Annotated in this window: 12 protein-coding genes; 6 read left to right on the top strand and 6 right to left on the bottom strand. The window is 38.7% G+C overall.

The features are described 5' to 3' along the window. Positions 1-74: 74 nt before the first annotated feature. A complete protein-coding gene (locus tag AC6I5C_RS11160; protein ID WP_497905221.1) occupies positions 75-1,223 on the top strand; it encodes a cysteine desulfurase family protein in 1,149 nt (382 codons plus the stop codon). Between the two features lie 189 nt (positions 1,224-1,412). On the opposite strand, the gene AC6I5C_RS11155 is transcribed toward AC6I5C_RS11160, so the two are convergent. Further along, positions 1,413-1,904: a cupin domain-containing protein gene (locus AC6I5C_RS11155; protein WP_497905220.1), complete on the bottom strand. Its 492-nt coding sequence runs from the start codon at positions 1,902-1,904 to the stop codon at positions 1,413-1,415. Between the two features lie 197 nt (positions 1,905-2,101). On the opposite strand from AC6I5C_RS11155, the gene AC6I5C_RS11150 reads away from it, so the two are divergent. From AC6I5C_RS11150 to AC6I5C_RS11140, 3 genes are all read left to right on the top strand, one after another. After that, positions 2,102-3,568: a carbohydrate porin gene (locus tag AC6I5C_RS11150; RefSeq protein WP_497905219.1), complete on the top strand. Its 1,467-nt coding sequence runs from the start codon at positions 2,102-2,104 to the stop codon at positions 3,566-3,568. Between the two features lie 181 nt (positions 3,569-3,749). Then, a complete protein-coding gene (locus tag AC6I5C_RS11145) occupies positions 3,750-5,198 on the top strand; it encodes an alkaline phosphatase PhoX (protein WP_497905218.1) in 1,449 nt (482 codons plus the stop codon). A gap of 16 nt (positions 5,199-5,214) precedes the next feature. Continuing rightward, positions 5,215-6,987: a cytochrome-c peroxidase gene (locus AC6I5C_RS11140; RefSeq protein WP_497905217.1), complete on the top strand. Its 1,773-nt coding sequence runs from the start codon at positions 5,215-5,217 to the stop codon at positions 6,985-6,987. Position 6,988: 1 nt separating this feature from the next. Here AC6I5C_RS11140 and thrC read toward each other — a convergent pair whose 3' ends face one another. The 4 genes from thrC to thrA are packed head-to-tail and all read right to left on the bottom strand — an operon-like array spanning position 6,989 to position 12,314. Next, positions 6,989-8,284: a threonine synthase gene (thrC, locus tag AC6I5C_RS11135; protein ID WP_497905216.1), complete on the bottom strand. Its 1,296-nt coding sequence runs from the start codon at positions 8,282-8,284 to the stop codon at positions 6,989-6,991. Continuing rightward, complete coding sequence (locus tag AC6I5C_RS11130; protein WP_497905215.1) at positions 8,281-9,207, bottom strand: homoserine kinase; 927 nt, start codon at positions 9,205-9,207, stop codon at positions 8,281-8,283. Before AC6I5C_RS11130 ends, thrC begins: the two co-directional genes overlap by 4 nt. A 7-nt stretch (positions 9,208-9,214) precedes the next feature. After that, entirely contained in the window at positions 9,215-9,877 is a 663-nt protein-coding gene (locus AC6I5C_RS11125) for a class I SAM-dependent DNA methyltransferase (RefSeq protein ID WP_497905214.1), read from the bottom strand. Beyond that, a complete protein-coding gene (gene thrA, locus AC6I5C_RS11120; protein WP_497905213.1) occupies positions 9,870-12,314 on the bottom strand; it encodes a bifunctional aspartate kinase/homoserine dehydrogenase I in 2,445 nt (814 codons plus the stop codon). Before thrA ends, AC6I5C_RS11125 begins: the two co-directional genes overlap by 8 nt. Positions 12,315-12,684: 370 nt before the next feature. On the opposite strand from thrA, the gene AC6I5C_RS11115 reads away from it, so the two are divergent. Then, positions 12,685-14,229 carry an NAD(P)H-hydrate dehydratase gene (locus tag AC6I5C_RS11115; RefSeq protein ID WP_497905212.1) on the top strand — a complete coding sequence of 515 codons (1,545 nt, stop codon included), beginning with the start codon at positions 12,685-12,687 and terminating at the stop codon, positions 14,227-14,229. A 63-nt stretch (positions 14,230-14,292) separates the two neighbouring features. Here AC6I5C_RS11115 and AC6I5C_RS11110 read toward each other — a convergent pair whose 3' ends face one another. Beyond that, positions 14,293-15,348: a redoxin family protein gene (locus tag AC6I5C_RS11110; RefSeq protein WP_497905211.1), complete on the bottom strand. Its 1,056-nt coding sequence runs from the start codon at positions 15,346-15,348 to the stop codon at positions 14,293-14,295. A 675-nt stretch (positions 15,349-16,023) separates the two neighbouring features. Between AC6I5C_RS11110 and AC6I5C_RS11105 the strand changes: the two genes are divergently transcribed. Next, positions 16,024-18,495 (top strand): hypothetical protein (locus AC6I5C_RS11105; protein WP_497905210.1); only part of this gene is annotated, 2,472 nt, incomplete at its 3' end.

Here is an 18,495-nt window from a genome sequence, read left to right as displayed (position 1 = left end):
CTTTTGCGGCTGATTGGCGAAGGGGGAAGCATTCCATTGCCAATTTCCCAAGAATTACCAATAAACAAAACAACATGAAACAAGTATATTTTGACAGTGCCGCAACCACAAAGGTTAGGGACGAAGTGATTACAGAAATGCATAAAGTGTTATCTGAAAACTACGGAAATCCTTCTTCAACCCACGCTTTTGGAAGGTCTTCAAAATCTATTATAGAATCAGCCAGAAAAACCATTGCCAAATACTTAAACGCCCTGCCTCAAGAAATTATTTTTACTTCTGGAGGTACCGAGGCAGACAATATGATTTTACGTTGTGCTGTTAGGGATGCAGGTGTAAAAACCATCATCACGTCATGTATTGAGCATCATGCCGTGCTGCATACGGCCGAAGAACTGGAGAAGGAATACGGAATCAATGTAGAATATGTAAAACTTCAAAAATGTGGAACTCCAGATTATGAGAATTTGGAGCGTTTGTTACAAGCTTCTGAAGATTTGAAATTGGTAAGCTTGATGCATGTTAACAATGAAATAGGGAACCTTTTGGATGTTAAAAAGGTGGCCTTGATGTGTAAGGAAAACAATGCTTTGTTCCATAGTGATACGGTACAATCCATTGGACATTTTGAATGGGACGTACAAGATGTGCCGATTGATTTTATGACGGCTGCAGCCCATAAATTTCATGGACCAAAGGGAATTGGGTTTGCTTTTATAAGAAAGAATAGCCATTTGAAACCTCTTATATTCGGAGGTGCTCAAGAGCGCGGTTTTAGAGCAGGTACTGAGCCTGTTCACAATATCAAAGGTTTGGAAACCGCTTTTGTTATGGCCTATGACCATTTGGATAAAGAACGCAATTATATTTTAGACTTAAAGAATTACTTTAAATCTGAAGTTGAAAAACATATCCCAGGCGTAAGTTTTAACGGGAACTGTGGTGATGATGAAAAGAGTACCTACACCTTGTTGAATGTGTGTTTGCCATTATCTGCTGAAAAGGCTTTGACATTGCAGTTTCAATTGGATTTAAAAGGAATTGCCTGTTCAAAAGGTAGTGCTTGCCAAAGTGGAAGTTCATTGGGATCGCATGTATTAACCCAAATATTGTCTGAAGAAGACTTGAAGAAACCTTCCATTCGTTTTTCATTCAGTAGTTACAACACCAAAGAAGAAATAGACTATATCGTAGAGGTACTTAAAGAGATAGTTGAGGCTTAACATCTAGATAAGGCCATAAATAAATGGCTGCCTTCAACATTTCTTTTCGATCTGTAGAAAGTTATATCAATATGGGGCCTACACTTGCTCTTTGCCATTAGTAGTGTAGGCTTTAGTGTTTCTCAATTCCATTATTGACAACTGGACATTTGTCTGGGCAGCCATCCTTTTCTTTTTTTTACAATAATATCAATCCAGATATTCCCACGGATAGGTTTTCTGTTCGTATTTTCTATCAATTTCCTTAATAAACTCCAAATATTCTGGTGTAGCTTCGGTAAGGGGCAAAAACTCTCCTTCTTTTACGGGCGTTCCAATATCTACAAACAAATTTTCCAAACCAGCAGGCATAATGGTGCAGGTGAGTCGGGCATTTTTGTTGGAGGTGTTTTTAAAGCAATGAATAGGTCCATTGAATGGAATGGTGACAAACTCTCCAGCTTTTACGGTAATATGACCTTCTTCACTTTTAAATTCCAATTCACCTTCGGTTAAATGAAATAGCTCCTGCGCGTTCGGATGGTCATGAGGAGGTGGGCCGCCTCCTGGAGGCACCAGCATTTCAATAACCGCATAATCGCCGTTGGTGTCTTCACCAGAAATTACAATACGATAATTACTGCCGGCAACCGCCAAATATTGACCTTCATGTTTGTTTTTGATAGTTATTTTGGACTTCATAGAGGTGTATTCAAAAGTTTAGGTTCTGTAAAGTTATGCAGAAAGCTTTTAAAATGATGTTGTAAAAATAGAAGTCTAAATGAAGTTGTGAAATTGATTTGTAATTAGTTGGATTTGAATGGTATATGAATGTTGTGTATATTTATAATGCAACAATGATACGCATTGAAGCATTAAATTGAAGAACCAACAGTAATATGTATGAAACAAGAATACGATTTAAAGGAAAACAGACATTTGGGAAGTTAGGGGTTTGGGTTTGGGCATTTTTAAGCTGTTATTGGCTAAATGCCCAAATTAGTTATGAATATACGACCAACAAAAGTTTTTATTTGGGATCCTATGGACGTGTAGGTGTAGATTGGTCTTTTGAGAATGGCGAATCTATAGGAAGACGTTTAAACCTGAGCAATATGGGAAGTATTGGCGGAAGGTTGGAGGAGCAGGATTATTTGGAGCTGGTTCCCAATTTTGTGTTCAAGCCCAAGAAAGGTGATAGTACTACCATCCATGTGCAAATGCGCTTATCGGTTTATGCTACCAGCCTTACTTCTATAGGAAATAGTTCTACTACAAGTTTGGGAGGCCTTAATTTCGCCTTACCCGAGATTTATGCGGAAGCTAGGAATATTAAGGGAAAGGATTTAAATATATGGATTGGTTCCCGATTGTATAGAGGTCCGGATGTTCATATCGCCGACCATTATTATTTCAACGATCATTCTGGACAAGGGTTTGGCGTAGAGTATAAAAAGTCGAGAATGGCAGCCGTGTTTGTGGCTTCAGTGGATACTACCTCTACATTACCACCATATTTCTATTTGAACATTGAAACGGGGACTCTTAGTGCCGCGCTTAGGCAGCGCACCGTAGTAATAGGCGAGCATGATTTTGAATTGAATAAGGACAATATGATTACGGCGCTTGGAGAGGTGCATTATATGGGTGGCGGTGATGAGGACAACGATTTGACCGAACCTGGAGATGTAGGAGAAGCCGTGAATTTTCCATCAGACTATGGTTTGGTGTTTGGGGCAAGGTACCATAGGCGTTTTAGAAAACTTCGAGAGGGCTCTTTTAACGATTTAGCGGTCAGGTATGGCTCAGGGATAGCCAATGGAGGTGATGGTGGGATATCTAAAACTTGGTATACCTTTGGAGCACCTAATGCGGAAGATTTAAATTTTAGAGGCGCCTATTCATGGTCGGTGGTCAATCAGGCTATGTTGAATATTTCCGATTTCTATAGTCTGAATGGTTATGTGATTTTTACCAAAAGTAAAGGGGGAGCAGATAGCAATCATATTGCGGAGACCTATTTTGGTAAGGAGGTTTTCAACAGAAAATTGGATTTAGCCATTGGGACCAGGAATGAATTCTACATCACCGATTACTTTCATATTTTGGCAGAATTGCACTATGCTCAACGTAAAGATGGTACCAATCCCAATGCAAGCATGACCAAATTTAGTATTGCGCCGGTATTTGTGCCTACGGGTGCTCGGGATATTTGGGCGAGACCCCATTTTCGGTTTGTGGCGTCTTTTGCTCGTTATAACAATTTTGCCAAAGAATACCTGTATTCTCCTTATTTGTTGTTCACGGGGCCCAAACGCTGGGGCTATTACTTTGGGGTGAAAGCAGAGTGGTGGCTTTGGAAATAGTTGTTTTAAAAGGTGGTAAACTGCCTTTATTTTCAAGAGAAAAGAGCTTATTTGTTTTAATTCCAATTATTAACATAAGCATAACACTATTAACACTTTAGTGAATTTATCTTAAATCTGACTTAAGGTTATTCTTACCTTGCCGTTGTTCATTTGTGAAAACTTTTAAAAAAACATGAAAATGAACAACTATTACAAATTTGCTTGTGTTGGCCTAGGGCTTTTGTCCTTTATGTCATGTAATGATGATGACGGTTCCAATAATGAACCAAAAAATGAGGTGGTTTTGCAATCGCATTCTCAATCTCCAGTATTATTGAAATTGACCCCAGAGTTTTCAGATGTAAACATTTATAACTTGTTGACATCGGAAGATCAATTGGCAAACACTCCAAATTTCGTGTACGGCTCTATGGCAGATGGCGCTGGGCTAATCAAAAACGCGGATGATACATTCACTTTAATAAACAATATAGAAGCCGACTATTCCATTGCAAGAATTACTTTGGATGAAACTTTTAAGCCTGTAGGAGGTGAGTACATTTTGAATGCTCAAGCTACGGCATCTACTGCGCAATGTTCAGGATCGTTGATTACTCCCGAAGAACACGGTTTTGGTCCTTTATATTTGTCAGGTGGTGAATGGGGTGGATCTTCCAATGGTGTATTCTTAACGGATCCTTTCAAAAGTACTGGAGGGGCTTCTACAGCTCAAATGCTTACAGCAATGGGGCAGTGGTCTACTGAAAATGCAGTAGCTATTGGTAAAGATGCCTACCCAGGGAAAACGGTAGTATTTATTGGAGACGACCATTCTGATAATACGGTACCTTCAGGACAGTTGGGAATGTACGTTGGAAACCAAGGAGACTTGGAAGGTGGTTCTTTATACGGACTTAAAGTTACAGATGCAAATGTGACTTTTGAAATGGATATGGTTGAAGGACAATCTTATGCTATGGAGTTTGTTGAATTGGAAGAAACGCAATTGGATTTGTTGGATGCAGAGGCTAAAAACAAAGGAGTAATGGGATTCTCTAGATTGGAAGATATCGATTGGAGAAGAGGTTCTGCAGACAACAATAGAGAAATCTATTTTTGTGTAACGGGACGTAGCAAGCCAGACTTGGAAGGTAAAGGAACTTTCTATGGTCGTGTGTATAAAGTAACCATGAACCCTAACGATCCAACTGGTGCTGGTACGATTACTTGTGTATTGGATGGTGATAAATTAAGCGGAAAAGCAAAATCATTCCACAGTCCTGATAACATCGTAGTAACTGAAAACTACGCGTATATCCAAGAAGATCCAAATGGATACTACGACACTGCCGATAAAACGCACTACGCTAGATTGTATCAATATAACTTGAATACGGGAGCTTTAAAAGTGGTATTGGAATGTGACCAAGAAACTGCAGAAGGTTTAGGATATGGTTCAGCAACTTCCGCTTGGGAAATTACTGGGATGATCGACATTTCTGAAACTGTTGGAAAAGACGATACTTTCTTGGTGATTACTCAAAACCACGGATGGGAAAACGATGGTTTTACAGATTCAATGGCTAATGCTTCAAGTACTTCAAATGAAGGAAGTATGTTATACATCATTGAAGGTTTGGACAGATAGAATGACAAATTTTTATTTGAAACACATAAAGAAGGCACACTATTGTTTAGTGTGTCTTTTGTGCATTGTATTGGGGTCATGCAAAAGTACAGAAACTCAAGAAGCCGTTGACCCTTGTGTTACTTTGGAGCGCAGTTATGTGAATACTTTAGGACGCTGTATTGAGTTTTTGGATTCAACCTTGGCCAGTACTAACAGAGACTTGATGCTGAAGGGGTATTTAAATGCGCGAGAGCAATTTAAAATGGCAGAACCCGTATTGTCTTATGTAGACAAGGGCAACTATAAAAGTTTGAACGCCCCCAATATTTTAAGTGTAGAGGAAGAAGATGCTACAGATATCAAAATCAACAATCCGTTTGGATTTCAGGTGATGGAAGAGCTGTTGTTTGAAGAACATTTTGATAAAGACGAATTTAAAAGGGTGGCGCAACAAACTAGAAACCGATTGGAGCTCATCAAACAAAACACACGTCTAAAGCTGAAGCCGTATCACGTGTTATGGCTCATTCGTGATGAAGTGGCTCGTATTGCCTTAACAGGAATTACAGGTTTTGATTCACCTGTTTTGGAAGCTTCCATGAAAGAAAGCATCATTGCCTATGGAAGTTTAAAGGAGTTACTGAATGTTTATAAAGAAGAATTTGCTTCAGAAGTCTTGTATAATGAGTTTCAGGAAGCTTTTGATAAAGCCATTGTGAATTTGAATTCTGATTTTGAAAGTTTTGATAGATTCAATTTCATTAAAAATCATACCCATAAACAATTGGAATTGTTGCAACGCACCAAAACCGATTGGGAAGTTGAGTTTCCTTTGGAATTGGCTTTTAACAATGACATGACGTCATTATTCTCAGCCAATACGTTTAATATGGATTATTTCTCGGGGTATGTAGAAGTGGATAGTCTGCTGTCTTCAAAAATCAGTTTGGGACAACGCTTGTTTAAAGATAAGAGATTGTCCAGTGACAATTCTATGAGTTGTGCTACCTGTCATGATAAAAATAAGGCGTTTACAGATGGCTTAAAAACATTTCCGAAACAACTGAGAAATACGCCAACATTAACCTACGCAGCCTTGCAAAGGAGCTTTTTTTACGATGGTCGAACAGGAAACCTTGAAGGGCAAATTGTGGATGTTGTAAACAATAAGAATGAATTCCATACTAACTTACAGGATTTAAAGGAAGTGGTGAGCAGGGATTCCATGTATGCTGAACAGTTTTCAACAGTGTATGGTGCTGAGGTTTCAGATCATTCTATAAGGAATGCCATTGCGGTTTATATTAGAAGTCTGAACAAATTCAATTCAAAATTCGACAACAATATCAACGGTTTGGAAAATACCCTGTCTTCGCATGAAGTAAATGGTTTTAATTTGTTTATGGGAAAAGCTAAATGTGCCACCTGTCATTTTCCACCAGTGTTCAACGGAACGGTGCCTCCAAATTTTAAAGACACCGAGTTTGAATTGTTGGGAGTACCAAAGGACACGCTTCAGGAAACACTTGTAGACAGTGATTTGGGACGTTACAATGTATTCAACACTATCGAAAAGAAGTATTTTTTCAAAACGCCTACCGTTAGGAATAGTTCCAAAACTGCTCCTTACATGCACAACGGTGTGTTTGTGAATTTGGAGCAGCTTATGGAATTTTATAATGATGGAGGAGGAGCTGGATTAGGTCTGGATTTGGAATATCAAACCTTGCCTCCGGATGCCCTTGGATTGACCGAAAGCGAAATGAAAGATATCATCAGCTTTATGGAATCCTTAGAGGATAGTTAAACTAAGACTCCAACAAAAATGATTTCAATTCTTCATATGAAGCAATGGAAGTCGCTCTTTTTTTCTTGCTCATTACCTTAAGGATTTGTGGAGGAAGTTCGATGTTTTCCCTGATGACTTCTTCCACAATATCTAAAAATTTGGTAGGGTGCGCTGTTTCCAAAAATACACAATGCGCATTTGGGTTTTCCTTTAAATAAGATTTACAGGCCAAATACCCAACTGCCCCATGCGGATCGGCTACATAACTGTAATCGTTGTAAAGTTCCTTGAGAGCTTCTTTGGTTTCCTTATCGGTAAAGCTGTAGCCGGATAAATCGTCTTTGAGGTTCTTGTAGTTATTCTGGTAAATTTCTTGAATTCGTATAAAATTACTAGGGTCTCCCACATCCATGGCATTGCTTATGGTTTGCACGGAGGGTTTAGGATCGTAAATTCCCTTACGTAGATAATCTGTAACCACTTTGTTGGCATTGTTGGCTGCTACAAAATGTTGAATAGGAAGGCCTAATTGTTTGGCCATCATGCCTGCACAGATATTTCCAAAATTTCCACTAGGTACTGAAAATACAAGGTCCTTGTGAGTTTTGTATAATGCTTTGTAAGCGAAAAAGTAATAGAACATCTGCGGAAGCCATCTCGCCACATTAATGGAATTGGCTGAGGTTAATTGCATATGGCTTGTTATGGATTCATCCAAAAAAGCTTGTTTCACCATCGCTTGACAATCGTCGAAAGTGCCATCTACTTCTAAAGCTTTGATGTTCTTTTTCAAAGTGGTAAGTTGCTTTTCCTGAATATCACTTACTTTGCCGCTAGGATACAAAATAACGACCTTCACACCGTTAACTCCTAAAAAGCCATTGGCAACGGCTCCACCAGTATCGCCAGAAGTAGCCACCAAAACCGTGACTTCATTTGGATTGCTGTCATTGAAATAGCCAAGGCATCTCGCCATAAATCGAGCACCAACATCCTTAAAAGCCATGGTTGGGCCATGGAACAATTCCAAGGACGAAATTTGATTATTGATCTTTACGATTTGAAAATCAAAAGACAATGTTTCTGAGATAATCTCTTTTAAAGTGTCTTCAGGAATTTCGGGGACTACAAATTGTTTGATGGCTTCAAATGCAATGTCCACATTATCCATTTGATCCATTTGCTCAAAAAACGATTTTGGCAATGGTGTTATGGATTCAGGAAAATACAAGCCTTTGTCAGGTGCCAATCCTTTGATAACGGCATCCTTGAAGGTGGTTTCTGGGGCCTTTCGGTTGAGGGAATAGTATTTCATAGCAACGTTTTTATTCCTTGGGTGTTAATTTTTGAAACATGTATATTAAAATCCAAGTTGGTTTTGGAATATAAGTCTTCTGCGGCATGTGCCACTTGGTTGGCAATGTTTTCGTCTTTTGACAAAATAAAAATGGAAGGTCCAGACCCTGAGATTCCAGACCCAAGGGCACCATGTTTTTGCGCAAGTACTTTTACTTCTTGGAAATAAGGTATCAAAGTACTTCTGTAAGGTTCAATAACTACATCGTGAAGTGACTTGCTGATCAATTCATAATCGTTTGTGTGAAGTCCATGAACCAAACTTCCTAAATTTGCCCATTGCGTAATGGCCTTTTGTAACGGAATATCCTTTGGCAAAATGGCTCTAGCCTCAGAGGTTTTGATTTCTATTTGAGGGTGAACTATAGTAGCGTATAATTCATTTGGTGTTGGTATTTCCAAAATTTCCAATGGGTCAACACTTTTTACTAGAGTGAATCCTCCAAATATGCCAGGTGCGATATTGTCGGCGTGTTCACAACCACTTGCCAAAGCTTCTCCTTTCATAGCGAAGTAGGAGAGTTGTGTTTTGTTGTAAGGTCTTCCGAGAAGTTCATTGATGGCATACACACTGCCCGAAGCGCTAGCGGAACTACTGCCAATACCGCTTCCGGGTTTGATGTTTTTGTAGATTTCTATATCGAAACCAAAATCTGGTTTGGCATCTTCCAAAAGAGCTAGGGCGGCAACCCCTGCAACATTCTTTTCAGCCTCAAGAGGTAAATCGTAACCTTCAATTTTGGTAATACGGATTCCTTTTTGGGCTGATTTTTTTACAATCATTTCATCTCCAACCGCGTCCAAGCAAAAACCCATGACATCAAAGCCACAGGCTACATTGGCCACCGTTGCTGGTGAAAATATTTTTATTTCGTTTTTCAATATTGGTTCAATTTTTTTTTGCTATTACAATCAATTCGTTGTCTCGGTTGGTTGGATTGATCAACTGTTCTGTATGTACAATTTGAAAATGATGTTTGGTTAAGATGTTTCTTAAATCCTCTTCTTGATAATAATGCATGAACAATCGGAGTTCTGGATAATTCTTAGATCCAGTCCATTGGGATGACTCATAATTTCCTTCAATTGTACTGATGTACAGATATCCATTTTTGGACAGAATTCTGGAACTTTCAGAAATAAGTTGCTCCACATCACCTTTGGAGAGATAAGGTAACAAAAACGCACACATCACGCCATCATAGACCTCTTGAATGCTTTCAAGATCTCGGCAATCCATCACCTCAAAGTTGGCCGAAGGCACATTTTTAGTAGCAATGTCAATCATGTTAGGCGAGAGGTCTTTTCCTGAAATCTTAAAGTTTGGAAATCGCTGCTTAACAAAACGCGTCACATTGCCTGGCCCGCAACCTAATTCCAAAATTTTGGAGTGCTGGTCATGGTTGTCAAGAAGTTCACAAAACTGAAGGACTGAAGGTTCGTAGGCTGAAATATCCACATATTTTTGATCGTACATGGAGGCACAGTCATTAAAGACCTTAAGTGTCGCTTCAGTTTGTGCTACATCTTTATGTACATTGGACTTAGTCATTGCCAGTCCGTATGATATCGGCAAACAAACCAGAAGCGGTTACATCGGCACCAGCACCGGCGCCTTTGATAATCATTGGCTGTTCTATGTAACGGTGGGTGTAAAACATCACAATGTTATCCTTTCCTTCAAGATTGTAAAATGGATGTCCTTGTGGAACTTCTCTCAAACCTACAGAGGCTTTCCCTTCGTTGAATTCCGCCACATATTTCAATTGACAATTTTTAGCTTTGGCATCGCTGTATAATTTTTGGAAATGTGCTTCATCATCAATCAAGGTTTTGTAAAAATCATCTACCGATTTACTATCCAAATTAGCTTTGGTCAAAAAGGAATGATTGGTGATGTCTTCCAATTCCATTTTTGAACCGCTTTCCCTAGCTAAAATCAATATTTTTCTGGCAACATCCACGCCACTTAAATCAATACGCGGATCAGGTTCTGTGTATCCTTCGGCCTGTGCCTGTTTTACCACGTCATGAAATTTGGTGGTGTCATTGAAGTTGTTAAACACGAAGTTTAAACTTCCTGAAAGTACCGCCTGAATACTCTTGATTTTGTCACCAGAAGCGATGAGGTTGTTTAAGGTGTCAATAATAGGTAATCCTGCACCTACATTGGTTTCAAACAATAATGGAGCGTTATACTTTCTGGATAGATTTTTGAGTTCAGTGTAATTTTCATAGGAACTAGAGCATGCAATTTTATTGCAGGCCACTACGGCAATACTTTCTTTTAAATATTTTCCATAGAGTTTTGCAACCTCTTCGTTAGCTGTGACGTCTACGAACACGCTGTTACGAAGATTGAGCAACTTTATACGATTGAAGAATCCTTCCATCGAGGCTTTTTCTCCTTTTGAAAGGAGCTCCTTCCAATTTTTAAGCGGAATACCATCTTCATCAAAAAGCATAGTTCTTGAATTAGACAATCCAACGACTCTTAAGTTGATTTTTAAAGTGTCCCGTAAGTATTTTTTTTGCTGATGGATTTGTTCTACCAATCGTTCTCCAACATTCCCAACACCACTGATAAATACATTAAGTTGTTTTGTTTTTACTTCAAAGAAGGTTTCGTGTAAAGTGTTCAGTGCCTTTTTAACGTCTTGTTGGGCAATAACGGTTGAGATATTCCTTTCGGAAGCGCCTTGTGCAATAGCCCTAATGTTGATATTGTTTTTACCAAGAGTACTGAACATTTTTCCGCTGATACCTTGGTGACTTTTCATATTATCACCTACAAGGGCAACAATAGCTAAATCCTTTTCAATGAGGATTGGATTGATTTTTCGAAGGGCTATTTCATACCCAAAATTAAAGTCGATAACTTCCTTGGCATGGTCCCCATCGGCTTCGTCTACAGCAAAACAAATAGTGTGCTCCGAAGACGCTTGGGTAATAAGAATCACATTTATTTTGTTTATCGCAAGAGTTTCAAAGAGGCGTTTTGAAAATCCTGGGATGCCCACCATACTGTTGCCTTCCAAAGTTAAAAGGGCAATATTGTCAATATTGGTGATACCTCTTACTGTCAATCCATTGGATTGTTCGTCGTTGGTAATATAGGTTCCTGGAGCTTCAGGCTCCAAAGTGTTTTTAATAACAATGGGAATGTTTTGGATCAATACGGGCTGAATAGTAGGTGGGTATAGTACTTTGGCTCCAAAATGCGAGAGTTCCATGGCTTCCTGATAGGAGAGCTTTTCGATAGGCTGCGCCTGTTTCACCAATTTAGGGTTGGCGGTATACATACCGCTTACATCGGTCCAAATTTCCAATTGTTCAGCCTCAATAGCAGTAGCGACAATCGCCGCTGTAAAGTCCGATCCACCACGACCCAAGGTAGTCGCTTCGCCAAGCTCGGAAGTGGCTACAAATCCAGGTAAAACGGTTACCTGTTGTTCAGCTGTTTTAAAATATTCTTGAATTTTCGGCAATGTTAGTTCGTAGATCACATCTGCCTTTGTGTAGTTAGTATTGGTAATGATAAAATCTTGGCTGTTTTTCCTTACCGCATCCAGACCTTTACTTTTTAAGGTTTCAGTAATGATAAAGGAAGAGAGAAGTTCTCCAAAACTCACTAATTTATCGGATGTTTTTGGAGACAATTCGTTGATAAGGAAAATACCATCCAAAAGACTTTTTAAAGCATTCAGAATTTCTTCAAGCTGGCTAACCACTTTAGGACCTGCATTAGGGATTAATTCCGAAAGGAGTTGCAAGTGGAGCGTTTTAAGTGCTTCATATTCCGATTGGAAACTTTCATCTTTGTTTTGTGCTAGTTTACCAAGAATGATAAGCTTGTCAGTAACGCCTCCAACGGCCGAAACTACACAAACCAAGGGGGCTTTTTCGGCATAGTTTTCTAGAATGTTAACGACTTTGTTTATGTTTTCTGCAGAGCCTACAGACGTTCCTCCAAATTTTAATACGTTCATTTTTAATCAATTTTGATTGTAGTAAAGGTTTTTAGACTTTTGGTGCTTTGACAGCACATTGTGTACGGAGAGAATATAATTAACAACCCAAACGGGTTGTAATGCCAAAAATGAAATGAATAGTAGCTATAGCTCCCGTAAAAACATGGGAGTCAAAGGTGTTACTATTTAATGTTAACTTCGTATTCATATGCCTATCAAATGTATTATTTTTACTTTAATTAAAAAACTATTTCAATCTTTTTAGAGAATTAACAATAAAAGCTCTGAGTTTTTATTTAAACATAAATTGTATTGAGAAATTGAACTGTTGAAAAATGAATTATGTAATGCTAAGCAAGGTGTTGCATATAAAAATAGTATCCCACTTATGAAAATACTCTCAAAAGAGCAAGTCTATGAAGGAGATAGACTTACAGCCGAACGCCAAAACATTAGTTCCACCGAATTGATGGAACGGGCCGCTACCAAAATTTTTAATTGGATCCATACAAGATTGCAGGGGCAGCCAATTCCAATTCATGTGTTCTGCGGGATAGGAAACAATGGAGGGGATGGTTTGGTGTTGTCTCGCCACTTGATCAATTATGGCTATAATGTGAGTACCTATATTGTGAATTATAGCGATAAACGTTCCAAAGATTTTTTGATCAATTATGACCGTATTAAGCAAGCTTCCAAAAACTGGCCAGTATTGTTGAATGAAGAAGATGAATTCCCAAATATTACTCCAGATGCTATTATTGTGGATGCCGTTTTTGGAATTGGATTGAATCGGCCTGCTCATGATTGGGTCAAAAAACTTTTCCAGCATTTTAAGGCTTCAAAGGCGTTTACATTATCAGTGGATATTCCTTCGGGTTTGTTTACGGATCGAGTGCCTGAAGATGAAAATGGCGTGGTTTGGGCCAATTACACATTGAGTTTCCAAACACCTAAATTGGTGTTCTTTTTACCGGAAACAGGTAAGTTTACTACAGAATGGGAAATATTGGATATTGGTATTGATCCTTCCTATTTACAAAAGGTTAAAACAGAAGCTGAACTGATAGGGAAATTCGAAATGCTGTCCGTCTATAAACCTCGAGATAAATTTTCTCATAAAGGCGATTTTGGTCACGCCATGATTATTGGGGGAAGTTATGGCAAAATTGGAGCCGTTACTTTGGCCTCTAGAGCAGCTTTGACCGCTGGAGCAGGATTGATTACAGCCTATGTGCCCAAATGTGGTTATGTCCCGCTGCAGTCTTCATTTCCTGAAGCAATGGTAATGACAGATAACGAAGATGAATTGCTTACGGACATCTCTTTTGAATTGAAACCTTCTGCAGTAGGGATTGGCGTAGGGATGGGGACGGATAAAAAGACAGTTTCAGCTTTTGAAGGATTTTTAAAAGGTTATAGTGGGCCTTTGGTAGCTGATGCCGATGGTATTAATATGTTAGCCGCCAATAAAAAGTTATTGGAATTGTTGCAGCCGCAAACCATTTTAACGCCACACCCAAAAGAGTTGAAACGTTTGATAGGAGAGTGGAAGGATGATTTTGATAAACTCGAAAAAATTAAGACGTTCACCTCTAAGTACAATCTTATTATTGTGGTGAAAGGAGCCAATACCATGACTGTTTTTAGAGATAGAATTTATGTGAATTCAACAGGAAACCCTGGATTGGCTACTGCGGGGACTGGTGATGTTCTTACAGGAGTAATTACTGGTATGCTTTCACAGGGCTATGAACCATTGATGGCAGCTTTGTTTGGAGTGTATCTACATGGGAAAGCGGCTGATATTGCAGTAATGGATTTAGGATATCAAGCCCTTAATGCGAGTGTCGTTATAGAGGCTATAGGGGAAGCTTATTTGGATTTGTTTAAACAGCCAGGAATGGAAGAGCAGGAAAAGAATAATGAATAGAATAATATAAAATAGAAAAGGCCCACACTTTGGTGGGCCTTTTCTTATATCAAGGACAATTAATTAAATGTCTAATTCTTCCAATAGTTTTACCAAACCTGCGCTTGAAGGTCTAGGAGCATCTGGAGTCACAATATTTCCTTGTGGGTCAATTAGGATAAATCTTGGAATCCCGTTGATTTTGTAGTTTTGAACAAAATCCGATTTCCATCCTTTGTCAGCCAATAATTGGATGCCTCCTAATTCTTTTTCTGAAACCATGTTTTTCCAACCTTCTTTGGCAGCAGCTGCAGCGGCTTCAGGAGTTTCTCCTTTGAAACCTCTTCCGTCATCAACAGAAATACTTACAAATTGGATATTTTTATCATGGTATTCCTCTTCAATACGTTTTAGGTGAGGAATCTCAGCCTTACAAGGTCCGCACCAGGTAGCCCATACGTCTACGTAAACATATTTACCTTTTAAATCACTTAAGGAAGTGGTCCCTCCTTTGTGATTTTCGAAATTTTCAAAAACAGGAGAAGGGCTTCCTTGTGGAAGGTCTTGTTTCAAAGTAATGGAACTCGCTAAATATCTATGATAAGATTTAAGCATAGGATCTACATTTTTCATGGCATCAGCAACGATTGTGGAATCCACAGTGGCATCTGAATTGTAAAATGTAGTCAATTCATTTTTAATGGATTCAATGGAATTGTCCAAAGCTTCCATGTTGTCCAATTGGCTTAATTTATCAAGGTCAAGTAATTCTTCTTCCTTAAGGGATTTTTTAGCTAAAAAGTTGCTGTTTTCCGCTCCTGCTCCAGAATAGGATACAGTTTCATCAAATTGGTTGGTGTCCAATGTAAGTTTGATGTCGTAGCCATTTTTAAGGTACATCATAGTGCTCTCAGCACCATCAAACAGGCTGTATACGCCAGCATCTACTTTAAGCGTGTCGTTAAAGCTACCATCAGGGGCTACCTTAATAGTTTTTGAATAAGTACGGTTTCTAACAGTAAGGGAGTCACTGTTTGGTTTTGTTATTTGTCCTGAAAAAGTAACGTAATCTTTAGGTGGTGCTTCTTGCTTACATGCAAATGCAGAAGCAATCAGTAAAAGGGACAATGTTTTCTTCATGATAAAGTTTTTGTGTTCATTCAAAAATAATAGAAATATGTTTCCCTGTATGCTAATTAATCAATTATTAACAATTAAAGTAATTTTAAGAAGGTATTTTAGAAGTTAAAACTTAAAAAGTAGGGTAAATTTCAAACAATCACTTTGATAATAATCAAAGTGCTAAGGTTGAGTGTTAACTAATTGTAAATTAGTTGTTGAATATGGTTATGTGTGGAAAATTTCACATGCCATTGGTCGATGTTTTTTACACAGAAAATTCTTTCCAATCCGACAAAAAGCAAAAAAGTTTGGTTAACGGTTTAAATGCAAAAAAAATCTTAAAATTATTTGTAACTAATTACGTAATCTTCTATTTTTGAGAAAAGTAACAAGGTGTAAATTTTATGTTTTGTTGCATTTTTATTATTCTATGATTTGTTTTTTTGTAAATTTAGAATGTTTTACTTTCCAAAAATTGTTTAATAGCAAAACAATTGATTTTTAGCACTTTTATTGGTTGTTTTTGAATGAAAATTCAAAAGCAGGTTGTTAGTTTCTAGCGATAGTTTAGTTCTCGTTAGGACTTTTTAGTTTGTGCCCTCATCTCTATTCCTTTTTAGAACCTTCACTTTTGTTTTTGGTAGGCATATTGCCATGTGTTAAAAAAATTAATTAAAACCAAATGTTATGTTTATGAACAATTTTACCCGTAGTAATGGATTTCCTCGCTTTTGGAAGTCTGTTGCTAATTTATCGTGTTGTAGCATTGGAATCATGAAAAAACGGAATTTGAGCATCAAGGCCTTCCTAGGTTTTGTTATGCTCTTTTTGTTTTCTATGAATTCGATCTACAGTCAGTCGGCCGAGAGGTCCGTCTATTACAACCTATGTTTGGATGAGGTGTCAACAGTGGCTTTAACTGTTGAGGATGTAGAGCAATTGTACAGCATCCAATGTGATGGCGAAACAGATGTCAATCTGACAATTGAAACTGAGCCTGGATCAACAGATTGCGATTGGACCGTAATCTATGAGTTTTCCATTCTTTGTGATGGAGAGTTCTTGGCCGAGTTGAAAGCAATTTACTCAGGTGGGGACCAATCACCTCCAGTGATTGATGTCGAGGATATGACGGTGTCTTGTGGAGTTTTTCAACCTGAAGAGATTCCTGAACCAAGTGTTTCAGATTGCTCGGGAGTAATTTTTACTTATACAGATTCCGAGGCTATAAATGGTTGTTCAGGAAAAGTGTTACGTATATGGACTGCTACCGATGAATGCGGAAATTCTAGTACAGCTGAGCAAGTTATATTTTTGGAAGAGCCGCCAATGCCTTCCTTTGATGAAGTAGAAGATTTAACATTGACCTGTGAAGAAGCGGCAGACTTTGTTCCGGGTAATCTAGCATATTCCAATGGGGAAACAGGTGCATGTGCAATATCAGGAGAGGTTGAGCCATTACCCGTTTTGGGAGATTACACTAGATGTGGAGGTACATTGTTTGTTGGGTGGGAATATACAGATGATTGCGGTCGAACCATTACGGCATCACAAGAAGTTGCTGTATTGCCAACTTCAGTTCCTGATCTAATTCTACCTGAATTGCCTTCCTCTTTGGCTTGTAATGAGGCTGATAGTTTTGTTGCGGGTGAAGCTAGTTTTTCCAATGAGGCGGAAGGATTGTGTTTAATTGAAGGTGGTCATATTGTTCCAGAAGTAGTTTCTGATTACAATTCCTGTGGAGGAAGTATTACCGTAAGTTATTATGGTAAAGTAGCGTGTGGTTTAGAATTGGAGCCGGTTACCGTCCTAATTGAAGTATTACCTGCTCCAGAAGCGGAACTAACAATACCTGAATTACCAACTAGTGTTAGCTGCTCTGAAGCAGGTGACATTATTTTGGATGATGCTACCTATAGTAACGGATTGGAAGGTGATTGTGCTGTTGAGGGAAGCTTGCCTCCAACGGTAATGTCTAATTATGCTTTGTGTGGAGGAGAGATAACTGTAATATATATTGGAGAAGATTCTTGTGGAAGACCATTGGAATCTCAAGAGTATAACATTATGGTGGAGCCTGCTCCGACTCCAGAATTTCCAGTTGTGGCAAATGAAACGATAACTTGTGAGGAGGCTTCGACTTATGTTGCAGGAACTTTGTCCTACACTAATAATGGAGATTCAAAGGCTTGTTATATAGGTGGTCAAGTAGATGGTGTATTGACGGGAGAATTTGATGAATGTGGAGGCACATTATATGTTAATTGGTCATATACCGATGAGTGTCAAAATACAATTACCGCAATGAAAACAGTTACGGTGATGCCAGCTCCAATAGCTACGGTAACACCTCCGGACTTTCCTGAGAGCATAGCTTGTGACGAAGCTACAGATTTTGAGGCAGGAGTTGCAACCTATAGCAATGGCCTAGAAGGTGAATGTTCTGTTATGGGGACTCTTGATCCTGAAGTATCTGTGAATTATGGAGTTTGTGGAGGAACTATTTCTGTGAGTTATAATGGTGAAGATTCATGTGGTAGAGTACTTTCTGCAGGACCTTTTATAATTTCTGTAGAACCAGCTCCAAAACCAGAGTTTCCAATTGTAGCAGATGAAACTATTACTTGTAGTGAAGCTGCAGATTATGTTGCAGGAACGATGTCTTATACTAATAATGCAAGTACTAAAGGGTGTTATATTGGTGGGCAGGTTACGGGTACTCTGTCTCCTGATTATGATGAATGTGGTGGAGTTATTATTGTAAACTGGACTTATACAGATGAGTGTGGGTATTCAATTACTGCAGATAAAACCGTAACTGTTTTGCCTGCTCCAGCTCCAGTATTTGATCCTGTGGAAGATTTAGAAATTTTATGTGAGAACTTTGATTTTTATGAGCCAACTAGCTTAGGCTACTCCAATGGGGATTCTGGTGATTGTGAAATTAGTGGAGAAGTTTTAAGTGAAGTGGAGCCTTTTGAAGGTGGTTGTGGTGAGTTTGAAGAAACTTGGACTTATACCGATAATTGTGGAAGAACCATAACAACTTCAAGAACAATTAATGTAACAGCACCTGAGGTTTCCTTCACCGCGCCAGAGGATTATACAATGGCAGCCTGTTCCGACCAGGCTTCTATCGACCAGGCGTTTGCCGAGTGGGTTGCC

The sequence above is a fragment of the Mangrovimonas sp. sgz306409 genome (assembly GCF_059735265.1).
This window is presented reverse-complemented; position numbering and strand designations above follow the sequence as displayed.

Bases quoted from the DNA above. Each gene is read 5' to 3' on its own strand.
- AC6I5C_RS11160 (WP_497905221.1), top strand. From the start codon at position 75: ATGAAACAAGTATATTTTGACAGTGCCGCAACCACAAAGGTTAGGGAC.
- AC6I5C_RS11155 (WP_497905220.1), bottom strand. From the start codon at position 1,904: ATGAAGTCCAAAATAACTATCAAAAACAAACATGAAGGTCAATATTTG.
- AC6I5C_RS11150 (WP_497905219.1), top strand. From the start codon at position 2,102: ATGTATGAAACAAGAATACGATTTAAAGGAAAACAGACATTTGGGAAG.
- AC6I5C_RS11145 (WP_497905218.1), top strand. From the start codon at position 3,750: ATGAACAACTATTACAAATTTGCTTGTGTTGGCCTAGGGCTTTTGTCC.
- thrC (WP_497905216.1), bottom strand. From the start codon at position 8,284: ATGAAATACTATTCCCTCAACCGAAAGGCCCCAGAAACCACCTTCAAG.
- AC6I5C_RS11125 (WP_497905214.1), bottom strand. From the start codon at position 9,877: ATGACTAAGTCCAATGTACATAAAGATGTAGCACAAACTGAAGCGACA.
- thrA (WP_497905213.1), bottom strand. From the start codon at position 12,314: ATGAACGTATTAAAATTTGGAGGAACGTCTGTAGGCTCTGCAGAAAAC.
- AC6I5C_RS11115 (WP_497905212.1), top strand. From the start codon at position 12,685: ATGAAAATACTCTCAAAAGAGCAAGTCTATGAAGGAGATAGACTTACA.
- AC6I5C_RS11110 (WP_497905211.1), bottom strand. From the start codon at position 15,348: ATGAAGAAAACATTGTCCCTTTTACTGATTGCTTCTGCATTTGCATGT.